Origin of the sequence: Lysobacter sp. M2-1 (assembly GCF_022662495.1) — a bacterium.
GTDB lineage: Bacteria > Pseudomonadota > Gammaproteobacteria > Xanthomonadales > Xanthomonadaceae > JAKPBU01.
Genome location: NZ_JAKPBU010000011.1, coordinates 173,350 through 197,678, shown reverse-complemented (window position 1 = coordinate 197,678; position 24,329 = coordinate 173,350). Strand labels below are relative to the sequence as shown.

Here is a 24,329-nt window from a genome sequence, read left to right as displayed (position 1 = left end):
ATCAAGCAGTTCAATGTGTTTCCGCACGACAGCAACTTCAACTTCATGCGCCTGCGTTGGGTGTCGCTGGTGATCGCGGCGCTGATCATGTTCGTCGGCATCGGCGCCATGTTCACCAAGGGCTTCAACTTCGCGCTGGACTTCACCGGCGGCACCGCGGTGGAGCTGCGCTTCGCCAAGCCGGCGGACGTCGACGACCTGCGCGCGCGCCTGGCTTCGGCCGGGTTCGACCATGCCCAGGTCCAGGCTTACGGAACCGGCAGCGACCTGCTGGTGCGGTTGCAGCCGCGCGAGGGCGCCGGACGCGACGACACCAGCCAGACCGCCGACCTGGTGGTGCAGGCGGCCTCGACGCCCGACAACCCGGCCCAGCGCCTGAGCAGCGGCTATGTCGGTCCGCAGGTGGGCAAGGAACTGGCGCTCAACGGCCTGTACGCGCTGCTGTTCGTGGTGATCGGGTTCCTGGTCTACATCTCGTTCCGGTTCGAATGGAAGTTCGCGGTCGCCGCGATCATCACCACCCTGCACGACGTGGTCGTCGTCGCCGGCTGGTTCGCACTGACCGGCCACGAATTCGACCTGACCGTGCTCGCCGGCGTGCTGTCGGTGATGGGGTACTCGATCAACGACACCATCGTCGTGTTCGACCGCGTGCGCGAGAACTTCAAGTCGATGCGCGTGGAACCGCGCGCGGTGCTGAACAAGTCGATCAACCAGACCCTGTCGCGTACGGTGATCACCTCGTTCGTGGCGTTCCTGACCGTGCTGGCGCTGTATCTGTATGGCGGCGGCTCGCTCAAGGGCATGGCCGAATCGCAGATGATCGGCATCATCATCGGCACCCTGTCCTCGATCTTCGTGGCCTGCCCGATCCTGCTGTGGCTGGGTGTGAGCAAGCAGGACCTGATGCCGAAGGCGCGCGACGAGGCGGCGTTGGCGCGCAGGCCCTGACTTTTCCTGTCAAGTTCTAGCCAGGGGCCGCTTATGCGGCCCTTGGTTTTTTGGGGCGCGCGGAATTTGGCGCCGCAGTGCTCGTTTTGTCATCTCCGCGAAGGCGAAGAGCCAACGATCCGTGGGTCCGGAATTACAGCCGTTAGGAGCAGAGCTTTCGCCTGCCGGCGAGTTACTTTTCTTTGCTGGTGCAAAGAAAAGTAACCAAAAGAAAGCACCTTCCTCGACAGATCGCTCAAGGCGTGTGAGTGACGAAGGAATTTTCGGACTCGGCCTCCTGCCTCGGTCCGAAAACGGCGGCCATCCATGGCCGCCGCCCCTCCGGGGTTTCCGATCGCTGGTGGCTGCTGGTGGAGCAAGAAGGTCAAACGCTGAGAAGCTGCAACGACCCAATCACCAGAACGCGCCTGCGGCTCATGGCTCGACCAGGCCTTTGACCTTCCCAACGCCGCGCACGCGGCCAACATCCAGACACCCGGAGGGCGGCCGGCATGGATGCCGGCCGTTTTCGGACCGAGCCATGGATGGCGAGTCCGAAAATGGCGAGCGCACCACACATGCCCTGAGCGGTGTTGACTTCACGAGCAGGTGCTTTCTTTGGTTACTTTCTTTGCACCAGCAAAGAAAGTAACTCGCCTTCAGGCGAAAGCTCTGCTTCTATTGTGCGCGTACGAGCAAGTGTCGAACTACCAGGTATCGGCAGGCTTTCGACAGACGGAGCTCTTGTTTGACCTGCAGATGTCGTTGATCTGGGAGGAGCGAAACAGCACGCTCTTGGATCACAGCCTCGGGTTCAAGCTCGACTCGCAGGAACCGATTCTCGCGCGCGATTCGCCGTCGCCGTCAGCCAACACCCCTAATCGAACGCCTTCGCATAGCCAGAACTGACCACCAACTGCTGCAACGGCTCGACCAGCTTCACGTTGCCGGCGATGATCTGGGTGCCGCTGGCCATCGCCACATCCATCCGCCCCGGCGCACGCCCGCGGTAGTCGCACAGACGTCCGCCGGCCTCGCGCACGAGCAGGGCGCCGGCGGCGATGTCCCAGGGCTGCACACCGGCTTCGAAATAAGCATCGGCGCGACCGGCGGCGACCCAGGCCAGGTCCAAGGCCGCCGAGCCGGTGCGACGCAGGTCCTCGGCTTCGGCCATCAGCGCTTTCACGCAATCCAGATGTGGCCCCAGGCGGCTGCGCTCGCGCGGCGGGAAGCCGGTGATCAGCATGGCGCCGGCGATGTCCCGACGTTCGGCCACGCGGATCTTCTTGTCGTTGAGCACCGCGCCCTTGCCACGCGTGGCGATGAACAGCTCGTTGCGCAGCGGGTCGAAGATCACCCCGTGCAGAGGTTCGCCGTTCTCCACCAGCGCGATCGATACGCACCAGTGCGGCATGCCGTGCAGGTAGTTGCTGGTGCCGTCGAGCGGGTCGATCACCCAGGTGTAGCGGTGCTTGCCCTGGGCTCCGCCTTCTTCGCCCAGAAACGCGTAGGCGGGATGGAAGCGTCGCAGCTCCTTGACGATCTCCGCCTCGGCCAGGCCGTCGACTTCGCTGGCATAGTCCATGCGCTGCTTCTCGACCACGTTGAGCGCGTCGAGCCGGTGCATGTGCCGCAGGAGGACGTTGCCACCCGCGCGGGCCGCCTTGACCATGATGTTGACGGCGGGCTGTAGCATCGGCGGGCTCCATGGCGGGTCGAGGCGTCTGCCGGGCGTGCGGCGGCTGCGCGCGTGGCCGGGCGGATCGAAGGGGCGGCGGAAAAGAACATCCCGGCGCAGGGCCGGCGGCGCAGTTTAACATCCGACCCGATGAACACCGGAGACTTCGACGCCCAGGCCGCCGCGCGCATCCGCATCGTCCTGGTGGGTACCCAGCATCCGGGCAACATCGGTTCAGCCGCGCGCGCCCTCAAGACTATGGGCCTGTCGCGCCTGGTGCTGGTGCAGCCCGAACGCTTTCCCCACAGCGAGGCGGACGCGCTGGCGGCCGGCGCCGATGACGTGCTCGCGCGTGCGCACGTGGCCGATTCCCTGGCCGATGCGGTATCCGACTGCCGGCTGGTACTCGGCTGCACCGCGCGCGATCGGCGCATCGCACTACCCCAGTGGACGCCGCGCGAGGCGGCGGCGCAGGTCGTCGCCGCTGCGCGCGACGGCGGCGAGATCGCGCTGCTGTTTGGGCGCGAGCGCACCGGGCTGGAGAACGAAGAGCTGCAGCTTTGCCATGCTGCGATCCACATCCCGGCCAACGCCGACTACAGCTCGCTGAACCTGGCGATGGCAGTGCAAGTGCTGGCCTACGAACTGCGCCTGGCGCTGCTGCAGGGTGCGGCAGCGCGGCTGCCCGCACCGCACGATCCGCCCGCCAGCCATGCGCAGCTGGAAGGGCTGTTCGCACAGCTGGCCCAGACCCTGGATGACATCGATTTCCACAAGGGCCGCGCACCAGAGTCGGCGATGCGCAAGCTGCGCAGGTTGTTCCTGCGCGCGAGCCTGGACGAGCGCGAGGTCCGGTTGCTGCGCGGTGTGCTGGCCGACGCGCAGCGCATGGCGCGGCTGGCCGGCGAAGCAGGGCCAACGCCCCCCCTGTCGCCGCCGGGGGGTTTGGGCTAGGCTCGCCGGGCCTTCAATCACCGGCCTTCGAACCACGTGACCTCGCGCCTGCGCTCGCTGTGGATGGCCGTTGCCTTGCTCTCGGCCCTGCTGCTGCCGCGCGCACCGCAGGCGGCGGATGGGGACGGTCAGGTGCTGGTGCTGGGCCGGATCAGCGACGACCCCAAGGCGCACTACGAGCAGCTCAAGCCGCTGCTGGACTACGTGGTACCGCGCATGGCCGATGTGGGCATCCGCGAAGGCCGGATCCTGATGGCGCGCGATCCGCAGCAGATGGCCAGCTATCTGCGCCGCGGCCGGGTCGACTGGGTCACCGAGACCAGCGGCACCGGCATGCAGCTGGCGCAGCGCGCGGGTGCCAAACCGCTGCTGCTGACCGAGCGCGACGGGGTCAGCCGATACCGGACCCTGTTCGTGGCGCGCCGCGACAGCGGTATCCGCAGCATCGAGGCGCTGCGGGGCCGGAGCATCGCGTTCCAGGCCGCCGAATCGACCAGTTCCTATTTCGTGCCCGCGGCTGCGCTGCTCGAGCGCGGCCTGCCACTGACCCTGCTGCTGTCCCCGCACGACCGGCCCGATCCCGATGCGGTGGGTTATGTGTTCGCCCGCTCCGAGCTCAACGTGTCGACCTGGGTGCACAAGCGCCTGGCCGACGCAGGCGCAATGAGCAACCTCGATTGGGATAACCCCGCCAGGGTGCCGCCGAGCTACCGGCGCGATCTGGTGATCTTCCATGAAACGGACCCGTATCCGCGCGCGCTTGAAATGGTGCGTGGCGATCTTGATCCGAAGGTGCAGGCACGCCTGTATCAGGTCCTGAGCCAGGCCGCGGACGATCCCGATGCGCGCGAGGCCCTGCTGCGCTTCTTCAAGACCACACGCTTCCTGCCGATCGACCCGCCATCGATGCAGGCGCTGCAGAAGGTCGGCGCCGGCGTCGGCCGGGTCCGGGCGGAAGTCGAATGATGACCTGGCGGATGGGGCTATCGGCCAAGTTCGGCGCGCTGATCGCGATCGCGCTGGTGGTGCTGCTGGGAGTCGTGCTGCTGATGCTGCAGCGGCAGCATGCGATGCAGGCGGAGGTGGTCAGGGTCGGCGGCGACGCGATGCGCACGCTGATCATGTCGCGGCTGCGCAAGCGGGGCGAGGCGACCATCGGCCAGGTCGCCGACTCGCTGGTCAACCCGCTGTACTACTTCGACCTGGATTCGATTGGCGGCATCGCCCGGGACGTGATGCGGCAGCCGGATGTGGCCTATGTCCTGGTCTACGACACCAATGGCGACATCATCCACGACGGATCGGGCGACATCCCCACCTACGGCCAGGCGATGAACGATCCGCTCGCCTACGAGGTGGTTTCGGCGCGCGGCGAGCACACCCAATTGACCGCTGGCGTGCTCGACGTGTCGGCTCCGATCAGCGTGGGCGAGCAGCGCCTGGGCGGGGTGAGGATCGGGTTTTCCCTGACCTCGGCGCGGGCCGACGAGGAGCAGGCTTCCGCGCGCATGTCCCAGCGCCTCAACGAAATCGGCAAGCGCCATCTGCAATGGATCGTGGTGCTGCTGTTGTCGCTGGTCGGATTGGCGGTGCTGGTGAGTTACGCCCTGCAGCGCGCGTTGGTGCGGCCGATCCGGCAGCTGGCCGGCGCGGCGCGCGAGATCGAGGCGGGCAACTTCGCCGCCGAGATCCCGGACAGCCGGCGCCAGGACGAGGTCGGCGACCTGCTGCGCGCGTTCGGACGCATGAGCGAAAGCATCGGCCGGCACGATCGCGACATCCGGCGCATGGCCTATACCGATCCACTGACCGGGCTGGCCAACCGGCTGGCATTTCGCGAAAACCTGGACCGGCGCGTGGTCCAGCTGCAGGGCGCCGGTCGGGAAATGGCGCTGCTGTTCGCGGACATCGACGATTTCAAGCGCGTGAACGACAGCCTTGGCCACGACGCCGGCGACGAGGTGCTGGTGCAGTTCGCCAACAGGATCCGCGAAGCCGTGAGCCGCTACGGGGGCAGCGATGCGATGCTGGCCCGCTTCGGTGGCGACGAGTTCGTGGTGCTGCTGCAGGCCGACGAACGCCACGGCGCGGATATGCGTGCGCTCGCCAGCAGCGTCGCCGAGAACCTGGTGTCGGAGCTGAGCCGGCCGATCCGGGTGCAGGAGCGGCAGGTGTTCCTGGGCACGTCGATCGGCATCACGCTGTTCCCCGATGACGCGCGCGAGGCAGCGACGCTGATGAAGAACGGCGACATCGCGATGTACCAGGCCAAGGTCGCGGGCAAGAACTGCTTCCGTTTCTTCAGCCGCGCGATGGACCAGGCGGTGGCGCGCCGCATCCGCATGGAGACCGACCTGCGCGGCGCCTGGGAACGGGGCGAGCTCTCCCTGGCCTACCAACCGGTGTACCGGCTCTCCGACCGCCGGCTGGTGGGCGCCGAGGCGCTGCTGCGCTGGCAGCACGAGGAGCAGGGCGCGATCGCGCCGTCGGCCTTCATAGATGTCGCCGAACAGAGCGGATTGATCGAACGGATCGGGCCGGAAGTGCTGCGCGCAGCCTGCCGCGATGCGGCGTCATGGAGTGCCGCCAATGGCGAGGCGCTGTTCGTATCGGTGAACGTGTCGCCGCGACAGCTGCGCAGCGGCGATCTGCCGCGGCACGTGACCCGGGCGCTGCAGGAGTCCGGCCTGGCCCCGCATGCGCTGCACCTGGAGCTGACCGAGACCACGATCATCAGCGACGAGAAACAGGCGAGCGCGATGCTGTCGAAGCTGCGCGGCGAGGGAGTGCGGGTATGGCTGGACGATTTCGGCACCGGCTTCTCGGGCCTCAGCCACTTGCGCCGGGTGCCTGTCGACGGGGTCAAGATCGACCGCAGTTTCGTGTCCGACGTGACCCGCGATCCGGACGATCTGGCGCTGACCACGGCGATCATCGCCATGGCCCATTCGCTCGGAATCATCGTTGTGGCCGAGGGGATCGAGGACGAGCAGCAATATGCCTTGCTCAAGCAGCGCAATTGCGACCTGGGGCAGGGCTACTGGTTCGGCCGCCCGGTAGCGGCGCGTGAGTTCGCCAAGCTGATCGCTTGATGCGAGACCCAAGGACGTGCCGCTGGGTTGGTAGCGTCGGGGGTAACCTCTTTAAGAGCAGAGCTTTCGCCTGCCGGCGAGTTACTTTTCTTTGCTGGTGCACTGCGCCGGAGGCGCGAACGGCGAAGCCGGCCCGAAGGGCGAGCACCGCAGGTGCGAGTAAAGAAAAGTAACCAAAAGAAAGCACCTTCCTCGTGACGTCAAACCCGCTCATGGGATGTGCGGTGTCGTCGCCATTTTCGCAGCGGACGTCCCTGTCCGCTCCGAAAACGGCCGGCATCCATGCCGGCCGCCCTCCGGGTGTCCGGATACGCGTCGCACGAGAAGCCTCGAGAAGATCAAAGGCTAAAGGTCCAGGCAGCCAGGAGCGGGCGCGGGCTGGCGCCGGCGGCCCACGCCTTTGACTTTCCTGGTCCCGCAGTAGCAACCAGCACCCGCAAACCCCAAAGGGGCGGCGGCCATGGATGGCCGCCGTTTTCGGATCGAGGCAGGATGCCGAGTCCGAAAATTCCTTCGTCACTCACATGCCTTGAGCGATCTGGATCCACTGAGGTGCTTTCTTTGGTTACTTTCTTTGCACCAGCAAAGAAAGTAACTCGCCTTCAGGCGAAAGCTCTTGCTTTACCGCCGCCGCGGGTTCGGCATGAAGTGACTTCTTCGGCGCGCCAGTTCAACAGAGCGCAAAAAGTAACGCCCTTGGTTTACCGCCCCGCCTTTACGGGGCAGGCTCTTCGCGGGCATGACGGCATCGCGCTTTCACTCCTGGGCTGCGCCCCGCCGCCGCGCTCACACCAGCAAATCGATCCACCGCGCCGCCATGGCCGCGAGATTGCCCGAGAGCACGCCGAACACCGCGATCGATACCGCTCCAGCGACCCAGGCGACGATCATGAGCGCGCCGTCGCGTTCCAGTAGCGCAAGCGCGAACAGAAGCAGCAGTACGCCGAAGATCCCGTTGGTCAGCGGAATCGGCAGCGCCAGCAGCAGTCCCAGCAGCACCAGGATCACGCCGCTCACGATGCTGGCCATGCGGTGGTCGAGCAAAGCGGTCATGCGCGGTTTGATCACCCTTTCCAGCCTGGCCAGCCACGGCGCAAACCAGCGGTCGAACTTGATCAGCACGCTCCGGTGCGGGCCGCGCGCCGCCAACCACTTGGGCAGCCACGGCCGGCGCAGGCCGCCCATCAGCTGCACGCCCACCAGCACCACGATCGGACTGCTGATGACACCGGCCACGCCGGGAATGAAGGACGGGGGAATGGCCAGGAACAGCAGCACGCCGAAGGCGCGCCGGCCCAGGCCGGTGAGCAGGTCGCCGAGCTTGAGCTGATCGTCCGGATCGCCTTCGGCCAGCTGGTCGAGCAGGGCGCGGGTGCCGCGCTCGGCCGCGCGCCGCCAGCTGCGCCAGCGTCGGCGCCTTGATCCCGGATCGCCCGGTTCGGCCGGTTCGCGCGGCTCAGGCGTCATCGTCGTGTTCCGCTGGCGACTCGGCCATCCGCTGCAGCAGCAGCTTGTCGATCCGCGGCCCGTCCAGGTCGATCACCTCGATCCGCCATCCGGCCCAGTCGAAGTGTTCGCCCGGATTTGGGATGCGGCCGAAGCGGGCGATGATCATGCCCGCCGCGGTGTGGTAGTCGTGCTCGTCCTCGTCGGGCAGCCTGCCGCCGCCGATCAGGTCGCGAAATTCGTCCACCGGCAGGCTGCCGTCGACCAGCAGCGAGCCGTCGTCGCGGGCGATCACCAGCGCCTCGGCGTCGGCGCTTTCGCCCGACTGGATCCGCCCCAGCACCGCACCCATCAGGTCGTTCAGGGTGACCATGCCGGTGACGTCGCCGTATTCGTCGACCACCAGCGCCAGCGACTGCTGCTCCTCGCGGAAGATTTCCAGCAGCTTGAGCGCGTGGGTGGACTCGGACACGAAGACCGCCGGGCGCAGTTCCTTGAACAGGTCCGGCGCCAACTGGTCGAGGCGATCCAGCAGCGATTTCACCTCGAGCACGCCGAGCACGTCGGCGTCGCTGCCGCGATACACCGGATAGCGCGAATAGGGCGTTTCGCGCATTTCGGCGAGGTTTTCCTCGAAGCTCGCAGCGGCGTCCAGCCAGATGATCCGGGTGCGTGGCGTCATCAGGCTTTCCGCCGTGCGATCGCCCAGGCGCATCACCCGGTGCATCATGTTGCGTTCGTCGTCGTCGATCACGCCCTGCTCGTGGCCTTCGCTCACCAGCAGGCGGATTTCCTCCTCGGTAATGGCGTTGCGGGCATCGTCGCGGATGCCGAGCACCCGCAGCACCAGGCGGTTGATCGCGCCCAGGACGAACACGGCCGGCTTGGCCGCCCGCGCCAGCATGTGCAGCGGAATGGCAACGACGGCCGCGATTCCCTCCGGATTCGTCAGCGCCAGGCGCTTGGGGATCAGCTCGCCGAAAATCACCGAGCCGGCCGTGATCAGGGTCACGGCGGTACCGATGCCGATGGGCCTTGCGTATTCGCGCGCGGCCGGGAGCACATTGTCCAGCCAGTCGGCGATCTGCAGGCCGATCGCCTCTCCGCCGAACACGCCGGTCAGCACGCCAATCAGGGTGATGCCGATCTGCACGGTCGACAGCAGGTTGTCAGGATGTTCGGCCAGCGCCAGCGCCTTGCCGGCCCCCCGGCTGGGACGCAATGGATCCTCGGCCATCTGCTTGAGCCGCAGCTTGCGCGAGGTCATCACCGACATTTCCGACAGCGCGAAAAACCCGTTGAGCAGGATCAGGGCGATGACGACGAACAGCTCAATCATGGCCGCTCCGGGGGAAGCACCGGAGCGGCTCGAAACCGCACAGGCCCGCCCGGGATGCCGTCGGCGATGCAGGGCGGGCGGGCGGAGGTCGGGAGTCGTCGTCCATAGGGTGCGCCGCAGGCGCCGGGGGATGATATCAGGGCAGGTTGGGGCACTTTTCCTCAGCCCAAGTCACGAAACCGTCATAATCCCGACATAGGGTTGTCACCCGATTGCAACCTTCAGGGCCTCGGTATGTTCTCGCTGCAGACGATCTTCGGTTCCGGCAAACAGTTCTACGCACTCCTGGACGAGGCCGCGGACGCGGCTCACGACGCCGCAAAGGCCCTGCACATGATGATGCGGGAACCCGACCGGGAGCCTGCGCTGGACGCGTTCAAGCTCGCCCGGCAGCGCGAGCGCGCCACCTCCGACAAGATCGGCAAGGCCCTAGTCGACAGCTTCATCACCCCGATCGAGCGCGAGGATATCGAGGCGCTCGGTTCGGCGCTGTACAAGATTCCCAAGCAGATCGAAAAGTTCGCCGACCGCTATTCGCTGGCGGTGCAGCATCTGGAGGGCATCGATTTCGCTCCGCGCTCGGCGATGCTGGAACAGGCCTCCGCCGTGGTCCAGGAAATGGTCCACGACCTGTCGAGGCTCGATATCGACCGCATGACCAAGCTCAACGAGAAGTTGCGCGCGATCGAGAACGAAGCCGACCGGCTGATGCTGGAACTGTACCGCGACATCTACTCGGGCAAGCTCGACAGCCAGCAGATGTTCCTGCTCAAGGAATTCTTCGAGATCCTGGAGAAGGCGATCGACCGCTGCCGCGAGGCGGGCGTGGTCGCCTACCAGATCGTGCTGAAGAACTCGTAAGGCGCCCGCCATGCTCACCCTGCTGCTGGTGGTGATCCTCACCGCGCTGCTGTTCGAGTTCATAAACGGCTTTCACGACACGGCCAACTCCATCGCCACCGTGGTGGCGACCAAGGTACTCACCCCGGGGCAGGCGATCATCCTGGCCGCCGTCACCAACCTGATCGGTGCGTTCATGGGCACCGCCGTGGCCAAGACCATCGCCTCGGGCCTGGTTGACACCGACGTGGTCGTGGTCACCTCGCAGGTGCTGATCTGCGCGCTCTCGGGTGCGATCATCTGGAACCTGATCACCTGGTGGCGCGGGCTGCCGTCCTCCTCGTCGCATGCGCTGATCGGCGGTCTGTGCGGCGCCGCACTGGCGGCCGCCAACAACGATTGGGCCGCGCTGATCTGGTCCAAGGCCAGCGGCGGCGGGTGGACCGAGAACAAGGGCCTGCTGTGGAAGGTGGTGGTGCCGATGGTCAGCTCGCCGATCGCCGGGTTCATCCTGGGCGTGCTGATCATTACCCTGCTGTACATCCTGATCGCGGGGCTGACCCGGGCAGGCGGCCCGCTGGCGCGCATGGCGCGCCCGCGCTGGGTCAACGCGTTCTTCGGCAAGGCCCAGTTGATGTCGGCGGCCTACATGGGGTTCGCGCACGGGCGCCAGGACGCGCAGAAGACCATGGGCATCATCGCCCTGGCGATCTTCGGCGCGCAGTCGGCCGGCACCCTTGACGCGTTGCCGCCATGGCTGCAGTTCCTGCATCCGGATGGAGGCAAGGATGGCATCGACAGCTGGGTGATCGCGACTTGCGCGCTGGTAATGGCGGCCGGTACCGCGGCAGGTGGCTGGAAGATCATCAAGACCCTCGGTCACAAGATGGTGAAGCTGCATCCCATCGATGGCTTCGCCGCGGAAACCGCCTCGGCCACGATCCTGGTCACCGCGGCGCATTTCGGCATGCCGGTGTCCACCACCCACAGCATCTCCACCGCGATCATGGGCGTCGGCTTCGCCAAGAACCCGCGCGCGCTCAAGCTGGGCGTGATCGAACGCATCATCTGGGCCTGGATCCTGACGATCCCCGCTGCCGGCGGCGTGGCTTACGGACTGTTCGAGCTGTTCGATGTGATCGGCTGGACGTAGGGCGGGCCCAGGCCCGCCGAACAGGCCGAACCGGCCGAACCGGCCGAACCGGCCGAACCGATTATTGGGATGACGGGCTTGAGACCGCCATGCGGGAGATCGCCGGCTCGCGGGCCGGGATGGCGGGCTTGAGCCCTCCCTAGAGCAGGTCGCCGCCTGCGGAGAGTGCGCGTTCCAGGCGGTCGCCCATGCCGCCGATTTCCAGGATCAGACGGTCGACCTCGGCTGCCGTCAGCCCCTCGTAGGGACGGTTCTCGCATAGCTGGATGTAAGGCACCCCGTCGAGATCGCCGATCGCCAGGTAGCCCACGCGGCTCTCCCAGTTGAACGCGAGCGCGCGCCGGCAGTCGACGCCGGTGATGGGAGCGATCACGGTGCTCGCGCGCAGATAATTGCGACCGTCATCGTCCTGCAGTTCCGACAGGAAGATCGCCTGGTGGCGCTTGCCATTGTCCAGCGACAGCTCCACGCAGACCACGTAGGGGTCCTGCATGGTGACCTTGTAGCGTCCGGAGGCCAGATGGCTGCGGATCTTCTCGAAGTTCTGCATGTCGGGGGCAGCGAAGGGTGCGAAAGATGCGGCTATCCTAAACCGCGATGGCCGACCTGTCTGCCGCGGAGCGAATCCTTGCCACGATCCGCGCGATCCCGCGCGGGCAGGTCGCCGGCTATGGCGAAGTCGCGCGTCGCGCAGGCTTGCCGGGTCGCGCGCGACTGGTGGCGCGCGTGCTGAGCGAAAACCAGGATGCCGGACTGCCGTGGCATCGGGTGCTGCGCAGCGATGGCCGGATCGCGTTTCCGGAAAATTCCCGGGCATGGCGCGAGCAGGCGCGCAGGCTGCGTGCAGAAGGCGTGATCGTGGAGAAGGGACGGGTACGCGGACAGCGGGCGGCGGCGACGCTCGACGAACAGGTCTGGGGCTGACGACGCGATAGTGGTGCGCCGTGCGACCGGCACCGCACGGCCGCGCGCGATGCGAGACGTACCTGTCTCATGCAGCTAATTGCCGTCACGACGGAACCAGGCAGCAATACTGAGACGCTCGCGGACGGCCGGGAGCACTTCGTGTTCGATTTCGCTCAGGAAGCATACGGTCGTGTGCTCCTGCGGCAGCACGTCGATCGCGCCATCGGTCATGTGCAGGCGCAGCGCGCCACCTTCGGCCGGCATCCAGTCGGTGTTGAGATAGCTCACCAGCGACAGCACGCGCGCCGCGCCGCGCATTGACGACGCATCATCGCGGAACCGGTCGCGGTGACGCGCGTATTGCGCGCCTGCCGGATAGGCTGCGTAATGGGCTTCGACCAATCGCATGCCCAGAAACAGGCGGCGGTTCAATTCGGTTCGCAGCGCATCCAGGTGCTTAAGATGGCTGATCGCGGCGGCGGAGCAGCGCGGATCGTCGAGCCACAGGGTTCGGTCACCTCGGATCTCCTCGCGCATCCGGCGATCGCCGGCGCGCCCGATCGCCGCGGGCTGCAGGTGTCCGGCATCGCGGAGCCGCAACAGATCCGCGCGCAGCGCAGCGGACGCCGAAGGCGTGGGGAAGCCCTGGAGCAGGCATGCCCCCGACTCGCGTAATGCAAACGCCAGCGCCTGATGGTCGCGGCAGTCGGCACGGGGTAGCTCGGGCATCCCGTTATGATAGGTCCACGCCATCGACCGGACCCGCATGTTCTCCAATCTTCCGCCTGTCACCAAGGCGCTGCTGATCGCCAACGGCCTGGTGTTCCTGCTGCAATGGGTCGCCGGTCCGGCACTCGCCCCGCTGATGCTTTGGCCGTGGGGCGGCGATGGCGCGGGCGGCATGGATTTCATGCCCTGGCAGCTGCTCAGCTACGGCTTCATGCACGATCCGAACGGATTCGCGCACCTGATCTTCAACATGCTCGCGCTGCTGATGTTCGGCGCGCCGCTGGAATACGTCTGGGGCAATCGCCGCTTCCTGACGTATTACCTGACCTGCGTCGCCGGCGCCGGCCTGTGCCAGCTGGTGGTCGGTTCGTGGGCGGTGATGCAGGGCGGCGTCGCGTATCCCACCATCGGCGCTTCCGGCGGCGTGTTCGGCCTGCTGCTGGCCTACGGCATGCTGTTTCCGAACCAGCGGGTGATGCTGCTCATTCCGCCGATCCCGATGAAGGCGCGCACCTTGGTCTTCGTCTACGGCGCGATCGAACTGCTGCTCGGCTTCACCGGCCTGCAGCCGGGCGTGGCGCACTTCGCCCACCTGGGCGGGATGCTGTTCGGCTACCTGCTGATCCGCCACTGGCGCGGACAGCCGCCGTTCGGGCGCGGGGGCCCGCGGCGGCCGCGGATCGTACGCTAGCCAGCGCGATTACTTCTTCGACTTCGCTTTCGGGTCTTCAGGCGTCTCGACCGCGGGCGCCAGGCCCCAGACCTGGATCGGTTGCTGATCCTTGGCCAGCACCATCTTCGCCGGCGGTTTGCATGCGAACGCGGTGGCGAAGCTGGTCTGGTTGATCAGCGGCCCGTTGGTGCGCCACTGGCCCGGGGCATGGACGTCGGTGGCGGCCTGCAGGGCGGCGACGTCGGCGGACATCTGCTGGGGCCAGAGGCGTGCCCATCCGCCGTAGAAGGCCTTGGCGTCGGCGCCCGGCTGCGCGGCCTGCAGTGCGTCCCAGGCCAGTTCCACGCCGCCGAGGTCGGCCACGTTCTCGTCGCGGGTCAGCGTGCCGTTGACATTGGTGCCGGGCGCGTTGGGATAGGGGAAGACATTGAACTGCGCGGCGACCTGGTTGGCGCGCGCGTCCCAGGCCGCGGCGTCGACCGGCGTCCACCAGTCGCGCAGGGTTTCGCTGGCGTCGACCAGGCGGCCCTTGTTGTCGAAGCCATGACTCAGTTCGTGGCCGACCAGCGCGCCGTAGGAGCCGTAATGGCTCACCGAATCCTGGGCCATGTCCAGCACCGGCGCCTGCAGCATCGCGGCAGTGACGATCAGCCGGTTATGGGCGATGTCGTAGGCCAGTGCAGGTTCCTGCGGAAGCACGTCCCAGCGGCGGTCGGCGTTGCCGCGGCCGATCCGCTTCATCTCCTCGCGATGGCGCCAGGTGGACGCGATCAGCATATTGCCGCCGAAGCTGCCGCGGCCCATCGGCTGCACGCTGTAATCCAGGTCGCGCGCGGGGGCGCCGATCTCGATCCTGAGCTTGGCCAGCTTGGCCTTGGCCTGTTCCTTGGTCGGAGCGCTCATCCAGGTATTGCTGTCGATGCCGCGGCCGAGCGCATCGCGCACCTGCTTGGCCACCTCGTCCGCGCGCGCGCGGGTGGCGGCGGGCAGGTAGCGGGTGACGTAGTCGCGCCCGAGCATCGGACCGGCCGCAAGGTTGATCGCGTCCAGCACCTGCTTCTGGCGGGGACCGGGTGCGACCTCGCCACGCAGCACGCGGCCGCGGAATTCGAAGTCGGCATCGCGCCAGGCTTTCGACAGGTACGGTGCCATCGCCGCGCCCACCTGGTAGCGCAGGTAGGCCTTCCATTGGTCGGCTTTGAGCGTATCCACCAGCGTGTCCAGCTGCGCGAACAGCTGCGGGTCGGCCATCGACACGCTTTCGTCGGTCACGCCCTGGGCCTTGAGAAAGTCGAGCAGCTGCAGTTTCTTGTACTGCTTGCCCAGGTTCGCGGTGGGCACCAGTGCATAACTGGCGCGCGGATCGCGCATCAGCGTGATCGGCTTGGAGATGCCGGCGATGCGCTTCTCCAGGTCCAGGACCGCCGCCAGGTCGGCGTCCAGTTTCTCGGCAGAGGATCCGGTCAGGGTCAGGATCTGCTTGACGTAGTCCTGGTAACGGCTGAAAAGCGCGGCGGTGTCGGGATCGTTGCGCGTGTACCAGGCCGGATCCGGCAGGCCCAGGCCGCCCTGGGTGAAATAGCCGATGTGGCGCTCGAGGTCGTTGAGATCGATGTTGGCGCTGAAGTTGAACAGCGCGGGGATGCCGACCTGATGCAGCGCCGCGATCGCCGGGGCGATGTCCTTGTCGCGGCGGATGCCGTTGATCCGGTCGAGCAGGGGTGCGATCGGGTTGGCGCCGTCGGTTTCCACCGCGGCCTCGTCCAGGCCGCTCGCCCAGAAATCGCCCAGTAGCTTGCCGATGCCGCCCTGCGCCGTCTGCATGTCGCTGTTGAGCAGGTCGATCTGCTGCTGCAGCGCCCGCTCGCGCAACTGGCTCATCGCCGTGGTCATGCCTGAACCTGCGACATGCAGGTTCGCGTCGAGCCAGGCCTTGTGGGTGTAGGTATAGAAATCGCTGCAGGCGTCGATCTTTTCCACCACGGGCTTCTTGGCCGTGGATCGTTTCTTCTTCTGCGCCTGGGCGTCGGTGGCGCCCACGGCGACCAGCAGGCTCAGGGCGAAGGCGAGGGTCGACGGGCGCAGATTCGGCATTTACCCAGATTCCAGGCAGAAAAGTCGGCGAAGTTTAACAAGGCCCCGCATATCCACCTGAACACCGGAATCACGCGCGGGCGATCCGGTTCTGCGCAGCTCTCCGCAACCGGCCGCGCATCCCAGCCGCGCTCAAAAGGAAAGGCCCGGACGAGCCGGGCCTTTCCGCACTCCCGTGGGGGAGGCTCACCACTTGCGATGCGTCACCAGATCTGGATGCTCTTGTCGCCGTCGCGCACCATCTTGTCGCCGGCCTTGCACTGGAACGCCTTGGCGAACGCGGGCATGTTGGACGGCGCGCCGATGGCACGGAAGTTCGCAGGCGCATGCGGATCGGTGGTCAGGCGCACGTTGAGTTCTTCCGGCTTGAAGCTGCGGCGCCATACCGTGGCCCAGTTGGCGAAGAAGCGCTGGTCGCGGGTCATGCCGACCTCGCTGCTGCTCTGGTCCGGCTGCGCCCGCTGCAGGGCATCGTAGGCCACGGCCAGCCCGCCCAGGTCGGCGATGTTCTCGCCCAGGGTGAGGTTGCCGTTGACATGCTTGCCGGGCATCGCCTCGTACTCGTCGAACTGCTGCACCAGCTTGTTGGTCAGGTTCTTGAAGCCGGTGCTGTCGGTTTCGGTCCACCAGTTCTCGAAGTTGCCGGTCGGCCCGAACCGCGATCCTTGGTCGTCGTAGCCGTGGATCATCTCGTGGCCGATGACCGCGCCGATCCCGCCGTAGTTGTAGGCATCGTCTGCCTTGGCGTCGAAGAACGGCGGCTGGAGGATCGCGGCCGGGAACACGATCTCGTTCTGCAGCGGGTTGTAGTAGGCGTTGACCGTCTGCGGGGTCATGCCCCACTCGGTCTTGTCCACCGGCTTGCCGATCTTGGACAGGTTCCACTTGTAGTTGAATTCGTTGGCCGCCAGCACGTTGCCGATGTAGCTGTCGCGGCTGGTCTGCAGACCGCTCCAGTCGCGCCACTTGTCCGGATAGCCGATCTTGGGCGTGAAGCTGGCCCACTTCTCCATCGCCTTCTTCTTGGTATCCGGGCTCATCCACGCCAAGTTCTCGAGCCGCACCTTCAGCGCGTCGCGCAGGTTCTGCACCAGCTTCTCCATCCGCGCCTTGGACTCGGCGGGAAAGGCCACCTTCACGTAGATCTGGCCGAAGGCTTCGCCGGCCTGGTTCTCGATGGTGTCGAGCACGCGCTTCCAGCGCTCCTTGATCTGCGCCTGGCCGCGCATGGTCTTGTTGTAGAAGTTGTAGTTCTCCTGCACGAACGCATCGCTCAGGAAGGGCGAAGCGCTGTCGACCATGTGGAAGCGCAGATAGCTCTTCCACTGGTCCACCGGCATGTCGCCCAGGGCCTTGCTCACTTCCTGGTGGAAGGCCGGGATGGCGAGCGAGAACTTCGCAGGTGCAGCGATGCCCTGGGCCTTGAAGAATTCGGTCCAGGAGAAGTTCGGGGTGAGCTTGTCGGCCTCGGCCGCGCTGACCGGGTTGTAGTACAGCGACACGTCGCGCGAGAGTTCTTCGCTCGACTTCGACGCCTTGGCCAGGCGCGTTTCAAAGGCGACCACGTCCTTGGCCTGCTTGGCGGCGTCGGCGGCGGGGACGCCGGAAAGCTCGAGTACCTTGGCCACGTGCTGCTCGTACGCAGCCAGCTTGTCCTTCTTGTCCGCGTCGAAGTAATAGCCCTTGTCCGGCAGGCCCAGCCCGCCCTGGCTGGCGTAGGCGATGTTCATCGCCGAGTCCTTGAAGTCGGCTTCCGGGCCGAAGCCGAACAGCTGGCCTTCGCCCTTGGCGTACGAGGCGCGCAGGTAATTGGCGACCGCGGCGCCGTCGGTGAGCGCATCGATCTCGGCCAGGCGGCTTTCCAGCGGCTTGATGCCCTGGGCGTCGATCTTGGCCTGATCCATACCCGTGGCGTAGAAGTCGCCCACGATCTTGTCTACGCCCGTGGCATCGCTCCTGGCGGCAGCCTGTTCGGCCAGCTGGTGCTGGATGCCGTTGGACCGCTCGTCGAGCATCTCGAACGCGCCCCAGCTGGTGCGGTCGCCGGGAATCTTGTTCGCGGCCAGCCACTTGCCGTTGACATAGCCGGCAAGGTCGTCGCACGCGTTCTTGGTGGTGTCGAGGTCGGCCACGTCGAAGCGGTTGACCGGCGGCAGCTTGCTCTCGTCGAGCGTGTAGGCTGGTGCCTCTGCCGGTTTCGCGGCGTCGGCCGAGGCGGTCGCCGCCGGGTCCACTGCGCGGTTGCAGGCGGCCAGCGCCAGGGTGATCGACAGGGACAGCAGCAGGAACTTCGGGGTTTTGCTCACGTGGGACGGGCTCCGCTCGGATGGGGTCGGCCCCGGCTGGGGCAGGTCGCGCGACTCTACGCGCCGGGGCCGCCGCCAGCGAATGTCGAAGGTCATGCGGGGCGGCCGCGGGGCTCGCGCTTCGCGGGGCCTGCGGGCGAGAGTGCGTGACGGCTAGCGCCGGTGGCGGCGGTGGTCGCTTCCCGCAGTCATGGCGATCAGCAGCAGGCCTCCGACGAAGCCGATGTTCTTCATGAAGTGCAGCAGCTGGGCGCCCTGGGCCTGCCCGGCCAGGCCCCAGAAACGGTGCGACAGCGCCGCATCGGCCAGCATCAGGATTGCGGCGAGCGCCGCGGTTACGCGCAGCTTCCAACCCCAGGCGAGCAGCAGGCCCAGCACCAGCTCGATGGCGCTGAAGGTCAGGGTCGATCCCGGCGTCGGAACGCCCTTGTACGCGCCCCACAGCCGGTAGGCGCCCATCACGATGAAGACGCTGGCCATGAGCAGCCGCGCCATCGTGGTTCCCGGATGTCGTTGCATCGGTGGATGCTCCCGATGGATCGGGCGCACAGGGTCGCACACCTGCGCAGCGGTCGCATCTGCCAGTGGCGGCGGATTCCGGCGCTTGAGCAAAGGTGTGGTTCAGGCCCCGGGTGGCGGCGCGGGGCGCATTCGCGTAGAGTGCGCCCCGTACCGCGCACGGCTGGTCCGTTTTTCCAGGCAGCCCGCCGCCGATCCAGGCTCGATGAGCCATCGCCGGCACTTCCCCGCACGTCTTTCGTCGCGCAGACACGATCCGGAGCATCCGGCATCGTCAAACCCTACTCGCAGCGCGGTTTTGGATAGCTCCGGGTAACGCTTCGCGCCATCGCGCGCAGCTTCCAATGGAGTTCCACATGACGTTTGAAACCCTCGGGCTTTCGCCCGCGCTGCTGCGTTCGCTTGCCGAACACGGTTACACCTCCCCGACCCCGATCCAGGTGCAGGCGATCCCGCTCGCGCTGGGCGGCCACGACCTGCTGGGCGGCGCCCAGACCGGCACCGGCAAGACCGCGGCCTTCGCCCTGCCGCTGCTGCAGCGCCTGTCGAAGGAGACCCCGCCCAAGAACACGCACATCAGCGGCGGGCGCAAGCCACGCGCGCTGGTGCTGGTGCCCACCCGCGAACTCGCGGTGCAGGTGGCGGAAAGCTTCAAGACCTACGGCAGGCATCTGCGCCTGAACGTGACCACGCTGTACGGCGGCGTGGGCATGCAGCCGCAGATGGACAACCTGCGCCGTGGCGTCGACATCCTGGTGGCCTGCCCGGGCCGCCTGCTCGACCACCTCGAGCGCGGCACCGCCAAGCTCGACGCGGTGGAAGTGCTGGTGCTGGACGAAGCCGACCGCATGCTGGACATGGGCTTCCTGCCGGCGATGAAGCGGATCCTCGGCCGCGTGCCCAAGGACCGCCAGACCATGCTGTTCTCGGCGACGTTCGAAGCGCAGATCAAGGCGTTGGCCATGGAATTCATGCGCAATCCGCAGCAGGTGCAGGTGGCGGCACAGAACACCATCGCCGAGACCATCGTGCACCGCGCCCATCCGGTCGATGCGGTGAAGAAGCGCGACCTGCTGGTCGAGATCCTGGCTGCGCGCCATACCGAGCAGGTGCTGGTATTCGGCAAGACCAAGCATGGCTGCAACCGCCTCGCCGAGCAGCTGGAGCAGGCCGGCTTGCCGTCGGTCGCAATCCACGGCAACAAGAGCCAGGCGCAGCGGCAGAAGGCGCTGGCGCAGTTCAAGTCCGGCAAGGCCCGGATCCTGGTGGCGACCGACGTGGCCGCACGCGGCCTGGACATCCCCAATCTGCCGCTGGTGATCAATCACGATCTACCGATGGTGGCTGAAGACTACATCCACCGGATCGGACGCACCGGCCGCAACGGCGCCACCGGCGAAGCGCTTTCGCTGGTCTCGCCGGAAGAGGGCGCGTTGCTGCGCGACATCCAGAAGGTACTCAAGGCCGAGATCGAGATGCAGGTGGTGCGCGGCTTCGAGCCGAGCCGCCCGATCCGCCTGGACGTGGCCAGACCGCCGAACGGTGGTCGCGGCCAGCAGGCCCGGGCCCAGCCGGGTCGTGGCAAGCCCGCCGGCCAGCAGCCCCCGCGCCGCAGCGGTGCACCGGGCAAGCCTGCGCACCGTGCGCATGGCAAGCCGCAGTCGCGCGGCGCGCAGGCCCATGCAGGTCCCAAGCAGCATCGCGGTGGCGGCAATGCGCGGCGCGACGTGCGCGCATAAGCGCACACCCGCATCCTGGGGCAAAAGAAGAAGGCCGGCATTGCCGGCCTTCTTCCGTTGGGGAACCGCGCGGGCGCGAAGCAGGCCCGGTCAGGCCGCCTTCTTCGCGGCAATCCAGCGGTCGATCTTCTGTTCCAGCACGTCCAGCGGCACCGAGCCGTCCTTGAGTACCTCGGCATGGAACTCGCGGACGTCGAACTTCGGCCCAAGCTCCTTTTCTGCCTTCGCCCGGACTTCCTTGATCTTCAGCTCACCGATCTTGTACGCCAGCGCCTGTCCGGGCCAGGCGACGTAGCGCTCGGCTTCGGCGGTGGCCTGGGTTTCGCTTTCGGCGGAGTTGTCGAGCATGTACTTGATCACCTGCTCGCGGGTCCAGCCCTTGCTGTGCAGGCCGGTGTCGGTGACCAGGCGGATCGCGCGCCATAGTTCGTTCTGCAGGTAGCCGAAGTAGTTGTAGGGATCGGTATAGACGCCCAGGTCCTTGCCCAGCGACTCGGAGTACAGGCCCCAGCCTTCGGCGAACGCGGTTTCGCCGCCCCAGCGCCGGAACGTCGGCATGTCCTTCAGCTCGATCTGCAGCGCCAGCTGGAAGTGGTGGCCCGGAATCGCCTCGTGCAGGTACAGGTCCTCGGCGTCCCAGGTCTTGCGCGTGGGCAGGTCGTAGGTGTTGACGTAGAAGATGCCCGGCCGGCTGCCGTCCTCGCTCGGAATCATGTATTCGCCGCCGGCGGCGGACTTCTCGCGGAACGGCTCGATCGGCCGGATCTCGAACGGCGCCTTCGGGACCAGCGAGAACTGCTCGGGAATCTTCTGGTTGATCCTGTCTTCCAGCGCGCGGTAGTGCTCCAGCAGCGCCTTCTGGTCCTTGAAGCTGAAGCGCGGATCGGTCTGCATGAACTTGAAGAAGTCCTGCATCGATCCCTCGAACTTGACCTCGGCCATGACCTTGCGGATCTCGCCATGGATGCGCGCGACCTCGTCCAGCCCGATCTGGTGGATTTCGGCCGGCGACTTGTCCGTGGTGGTGCTCTGGCGCGCGTTGAACGCGTACCAGGCGGCGCCGTCGGGCAGCTTGTCCAGGCCCACGCTGTCGCGGGTCTTGGGCAGGTATTCGTTGGCGATGAAGTCGCGCTGCTTCTGGTAGGCAGGGTTGATCTGCTCGAGGATCAGCTTGCGGAACGCCTCGGTCAGGCGGGTGCGGTCGGCCTCGGGGAATTCCTTCGGCATGCTCGTGATCGGGCCCCAGAACAGGGATTCCTCCGGCTTGTCCTTGATCAGCGCGTCGAGTTGCGGGATCACGTCCTCCATCAGCGCGCGCGGCATGACCACGCCGGTCTTCATCCCTTCGCGCATGTTGGCGATCTCGGTGTCAAGCAGCACCGGCAGGCGGCCGGCGCGTGCCAGCCAGTTGTCGTAGTCCTTGACCGTCTTGAACGGCTGCGCACCGGTACCCGAGCCCAGCTGCACCGCAAGCGTCGCGGTGCTGCGCATCTGGTTGACCGGCATCTGCCAGTCGGGGTACTGAAAACCTTCCAGCGTGTCCTTGGAATCGGCGACGAAGATTTCGTAGCTGAGCAGGTCCTGTCCGCTCAGTCCGGCCGAGCCGATCGCTTCGGCCTTCTTCAGCCATTCTTCGGTGAACTGCTGCATCTGCTGGCGGTAGGCCGCCGAGCCCGAATCCGGCAGCTGGTCGTTGTAGCGGTTGTCGCCGGTGAACGTTGCAATCACCGGGTTGAGCTTGAGCAACGCTTCCCAGTAGTCCGCGTAGAGCTGCTTGAGCTGGGAAGCCTTCGCGGCGGCGTCCGCGGTGCTGACGTTGGCGGTTGGCGTGGTCGTCGCGGCATCGGTGGACGGCGCGCGGTCGCAGGCGGCAAGCGCGCCGGCGATGGCAAGGGAGAGCAGAAGCGGGCGTAGCGTCACGTGGGATCTCCTGGTGGAAGCGATGGAACTGCGGTGTGTATCGATGGGTTATGGATTGGAAGGCGTCGTTGCGCGGACGCAGCAGATGGGATTCAAGGCATCTGCTTGGCGCGTCCGCTCACCCAGCGGTCGATCTTCTGCTCCAGCACGTCGAGCGGGACCGAGCCGTCCTTGAGCACTTCGGCGTGGAACTCGCGGACGTCGAACTTCGGCCCAAGCTCCTTTTCAGCCTTCGCCCGGACTTCCTTGATCTTCAGCTCGCCGATCTTGTAGGCCAGGGCCTGCGCGGGCCAGGCGATGTAGCGTTCGGCTTCGGCGGTGGCCTGGGTTTCGCTTTCCGCGGAGTTGTCGAGCATGTATTTGATCACCTGCTCGCGGGTCCAGCCCTTGCTGTGCAGGCCGGTGTCGGTGACCAGGCGGATCGCGCGCCATAGTTCGTTCTGCAGGTAGCCGAAGTAGTTGTACGGATCGGTGTACACGCCCAGGTCCTTGCCCAGCGACTCGGCATACAGGCCCCAGCCCTCGATGAAGGCGGTCTCGCCGCCGAAGCGCCGGAACTTGGGCAAGTCGGTCAGTTCCTGCTGCAGCGCCAGCTGGAAGTGGTGGCCCGGGATCGCCTCGTGCAGGTAAAGATCCTCGGCGTCCCAGGTCTTGCGCGTGGGCAGGTCGTAGGTGTTGACGTAGAAGATGCCGGGGCGCTTGCCGTCCTCGCTGGGGCTCATGTACGAACCGCCCGCAGCGGACTTGGCGCGGTAAGGCTCGACCGGGCGGATCTCGAACGGCGCCTTCGGGACCAGCGAGAACTGCCCGGGGATCTTCTCGTTGATCTTGTCTTCCAGGGAACGATAGTGCTCGAGCAGCGCGCCTTCGGTCTTGTACTCGAATCGCTTCTGGGTGCGCATGAACTTGAAGAAGGCCTGCAGGTCGCCCTTGAAGCCGACCTGGCGCATCACCTTGCCGATTTCGCCGTGGATGCGCGCGACTTCGTCCAGCCCCAGCTGATGGATCTGCGCCGGCGTCATGTTGGTCGAGGTGCTGTTGCGCACGTTGAACGCGTACCAGGCCGCGCCGTTGGGCAGCTTGTCCAGGCTCACGGTCGTACGGGTGGCGGGCAGATACTCATCGGCGATGAAGGCACGTAGCCTCTTGTACGCCGGCATCACCCGCTGCCCGATCATGTCGCGGTACGCGGCGGTCAGGCGCTGCTTGTCGGCATCGCTGAAATCGGCCGGCATGCTCCTGACAGGCCCCCACAACAGCGTGTCTTCGGGCCTGTCCTTGATCAGCGCGTCGAGCTGCGGGATCACCTTCTCCATCAACGGTCTAGGCTGGACGACCCCTGCTTTGATGCCTTCGCGCATGTTGGCGATCGAGGTGTCGAACAGCGCCGGCAGCCGGTTGCCGCGTGCCAGCCAGTTGTCGTAATCCTTGACCGTCTTGAACGGCTGCGCACCGGTGCCCGAGCCCAGCTGCACGGCGAAGCTGGGTATGCCGCCCATCTGGTTGATCGGCTGCATCCAGGTGGGGTACTGGTCGGCTTCGAGCGAGTTCTTCGCATCGCGCACGAAGATCTGGTAGCTCAGCAGCGCCTGCCCCTGCAGGCCGTCCGCACCGATGGCTTCCACCCGCTGCAGCCAGTCCTGGGTGAACTTGCGCGACTGCGCGCGGAACTGCGCGGTGCCAAAGTCGGGCAGCTGGTCGTTGTAGCGGTTGTCTCCCTGGAACGTGGCCTGGACCGGATTGAGCTTGAGCAGCGCTTCCCAGTAGTCCGCGTACAGCTTGTCCAGCCGCGCGGCCTTGTCCGAGCGCGGGAAGGCGAGCTCGTCGGCCGTGCCCGTGCGGGTGCCGTCGGGAGCCGTGGTGGCGCAGCCGACCAGGGCGATCGCGAGGGCGGCGGCGAGCAGGACGCGTACGGGCATGGGGGCTCCGGGGGCAGGGCAAACCCCAAGCCTCGCCGCTGCGGGGCGACGGGCCATGGGCCAAAGGTCACTTGCGGCGCATCAGCACCGCC

At 66.5% G+C, this 24,329-nt stretch carries 19 protein-coding genes; 9 read left to right on the top strand and 10 right to left on the bottom strand.

What is annotated here, in order from left to right; translation table 11 throughout:
- Window positions 1-951, top strand: a complete 951-nt coding sequence (secF, locus tag MC375_RS16135) for a protein translocase subunit SecF (RefSeq protein WP_242104638.1) — start codon at window positions 1-3, stop codon at window positions 949-951.
- Window positions 952-1,807: 856 nt separating this feature from the next.
- Here secF and MC375_RS16130 read toward each other — a convergent pair.
- Window positions 1,808-2,626: an inositol monophosphatase family protein gene (locus tag MC375_RS16130; RefSeq protein ID WP_242104442.1), complete on the bottom strand. Its 819-nt coding sequence runs from the start codon at window positions 2,624-2,626 to the stop codon at window positions 1,808-1,810.
- 132 nt (window positions 2,627-2,758) lie between these two features.
- On the opposite strand from MC375_RS16130, the gene MC375_RS16125 reads away from it, so the two are divergent.
- From MC375_RS16125 to MC375_RS16115, 3 genes are read left to right on the top strand one after another with little or no spacing between them, the layout of a single operon-like run.
- Window positions 2,759-3,562 (top strand): RNA methyltransferase, encoded by an 804-nt coding sequence (locus MC375_RS16125; protein WP_242104441.1) that lies wholly within the window; start codon window positions 2,759-2,761, stop codon window positions 3,560-3,562.
- 36 nt (window positions 3,563-3,598) lie between these two features.
- Window positions 3,599-4,528: a phosphate/phosphite/phosphonate ABC transporter substrate-binding protein gene (locus tag MC375_RS16120; RefSeq protein ID WP_242104440.1), complete on the top strand. Its 930-nt coding sequence runs from the start codon at window positions 3,599-3,601 to the stop codon at window positions 4,526-4,528.
- Entirely contained in the window at window positions 4,525-6,654 is a 2,130-nt protein-coding gene (locus MC375_RS16115) for an EAL domain-containing protein (RefSeq protein WP_242104439.1), read from the top strand. Before MC375_RS16120 ends, MC375_RS16115 begins: the two co-directional genes overlap by 4 nt.
- A 786-nt stretch (window positions 6,655-7,440) precedes the next feature.
- On the opposite strand, the gene MC375_RS16110 is transcribed toward MC375_RS16115, so the two are convergent.
- Window positions 7,441-8,121, bottom strand: coding sequence for an exopolysaccharide biosynthesis protein (locus MC375_RS16110; protein WP_242104438.1), 681 nt, complete (start codon window positions 8,119-8,121; stop codon window positions 7,441-7,443).
- Complete coding sequence (locus MC375_RS16105; RefSeq protein WP_242104437.1) at window positions 8,111-9,439, bottom strand: hemolysin family protein; 1,329 nt, start codon at window positions 9,437-9,439, stop codon at window positions 8,111-8,113. Before MC375_RS16105 ends, MC375_RS16110 begins: the two co-directional genes overlap by 11 nt.
- A 234-nt stretch (window positions 9,440-9,673) precedes the next feature.
- Between MC375_RS16105 and MC375_RS16100 the strand changes: the two genes are divergently transcribed.
- Window positions 9,674-10,300, top strand: coding sequence for a pit accessory protein (locus MC375_RS16100; RefSeq protein WP_242104436.1), 627 nt, complete (start codon window positions 9,674-9,676; stop codon window positions 10,298-10,300).
- 10 nt (window positions 10,301-10,310) lie between these two features.
- A complete protein-coding gene (locus tag MC375_RS16095; RefSeq protein WP_242104435.1) occupies window positions 10,311-11,432 on the top strand; it encodes an inorganic phosphate transporter in 1,122 nt (373 codons plus the stop codon).
- A gap of 139 nt (window positions 11,433-11,571) precedes the next feature.
- On the opposite strand, the gene MC375_RS16090 is transcribed toward MC375_RS16095, so the two are convergent.
- Window positions 11,572-11,982 (bottom strand): YbjN domain-containing protein, encoded by a 411-nt coding sequence (locus tag MC375_RS16090; RefSeq protein WP_242104434.1) that lies wholly within the window; start codon window positions 11,980-11,982, stop codon window positions 11,572-11,574.
- Window positions 11,983-12,029: 47 nt separating this feature from the next.
- Here MC375_RS16090 and MC375_RS16085 point away from each other — a divergent pair, with 47 nt between their 5' ends.
- Window positions 12,030-12,356, top strand: coding sequence for an MGMT family protein (locus MC375_RS16085; protein WP_242104433.1), 327 nt, complete (start codon window positions 12,030-12,032; stop codon window positions 12,354-12,356).
- Between the two features lie 75 nt (window positions 12,357-12,431).
- Here MC375_RS16085 and MC375_RS16080 read toward each other — a convergent pair whose 3' ends face one another.
- Window positions 12,432-13,106, bottom strand: coding sequence for a 2OG-Fe(II) oxygenase (locus tag MC375_RS16080; protein ID WP_242104637.1), 675 nt, complete (start codon window positions 13,104-13,106; stop codon window positions 12,432-12,434).
- Here MC375_RS16080 and MC375_RS16075 point away from each other — a divergent pair.
- On the top strand, window positions 13,105-13,758 hold the full coding sequence (locus MC375_RS16075; RefSeq protein ID WP_242104432.1) for a rhomboid family intramembrane serine protease: 654 nt from the start codon (window positions 13,105-13,107) through the stop codon (window positions 13,756-13,758). The genes MC375_RS16080 and MC375_RS16075 overlap by 2 nt on opposite strands.
- Before the next feature lie 9 nt (window positions 13,759-13,767).
- On the opposite strand, the gene MC375_RS16070 is transcribed toward MC375_RS16075, so the two are convergent.
- The 3 genes from MC375_RS16070 to MC375_RS16060 all read right to left on the bottom strand — a co-directional run bounded on the left by MC375_RS16070 (window position 13,768) and on the right by MC375_RS16060 (window position 18,659).
- Window positions 13,768-15,834 (bottom strand): M13 family metallopeptidase, encoded by a 2,067-nt coding sequence (locus tag MC375_RS16070; protein ID WP_242104431.1) that lies wholly within the window; start codon window positions 15,832-15,834, stop codon window positions 13,768-13,770.
- Window positions 15,835-16,037: 203 nt separating this feature from the next.
- Complete coding sequence (locus MC375_RS16065; protein WP_242104430.1) at window positions 16,038-18,140, bottom strand: M13-type metalloendopeptidase; 2,103 nt, start codon at window positions 18,138-18,140, stop codon at window positions 16,038-16,040.
- Between the two features lie 153 nt (window positions 18,141-18,293).
- Window positions 18,294-18,659 (bottom strand): hypothetical protein, encoded by a 366-nt coding sequence (locus MC375_RS16060; protein WP_242104429.1) that lies wholly within the window; start codon window positions 18,657-18,659, stop codon window positions 18,294-18,296.
- A 356-nt stretch (window positions 18,660-19,015) separates the two neighbouring features.
- On the opposite strand from MC375_RS16060, the gene MC375_RS16055 reads away from it, so the two are divergent.
- Window positions 19,016-20,398 carry a DEAD/DEAH box helicase gene (locus MC375_RS16055; RefSeq protein ID WP_242104428.1) on the top strand — a complete coding sequence of 461 codons (1,383 nt, stop codon included), beginning with the start codon at window positions 19,016-19,018 and terminating at the stop codon, window positions 20,396-20,398.
- Between the two features lie 90 nt (window positions 20,399-20,488).
- Here MC375_RS16055 and MC375_RS16050 read toward each other — a convergent pair whose 3' ends face one another.
- Both MC375_RS16050 and MC375_RS16045 read right to left on the bottom strand, forming a co-directional pair.
- Window positions 20,489-22,318 carry a DUF885 family protein gene (locus MC375_RS16050; RefSeq protein WP_242104427.1) on the bottom strand — a complete coding sequence of 610 codons (1,830 nt, stop codon included), beginning with the start codon at window positions 22,316-22,318 and terminating at the stop codon, window positions 20,489-20,491.
- A gap of 92 nt (window positions 22,319-22,410) precedes the next feature.
- Window positions 22,411-24,237 carry a DUF885 family protein gene (locus tag MC375_RS16045; RefSeq protein ID WP_345779295.1) on the bottom strand — a complete coding sequence of 609 codons (1,827 nt, stop codon included), beginning with the start codon at window positions 24,235-24,237 and terminating at the stop codon, window positions 22,411-22,413.
- Between the last annotated feature and the right edge of the window lie 92 nt (window positions 24,238-24,329).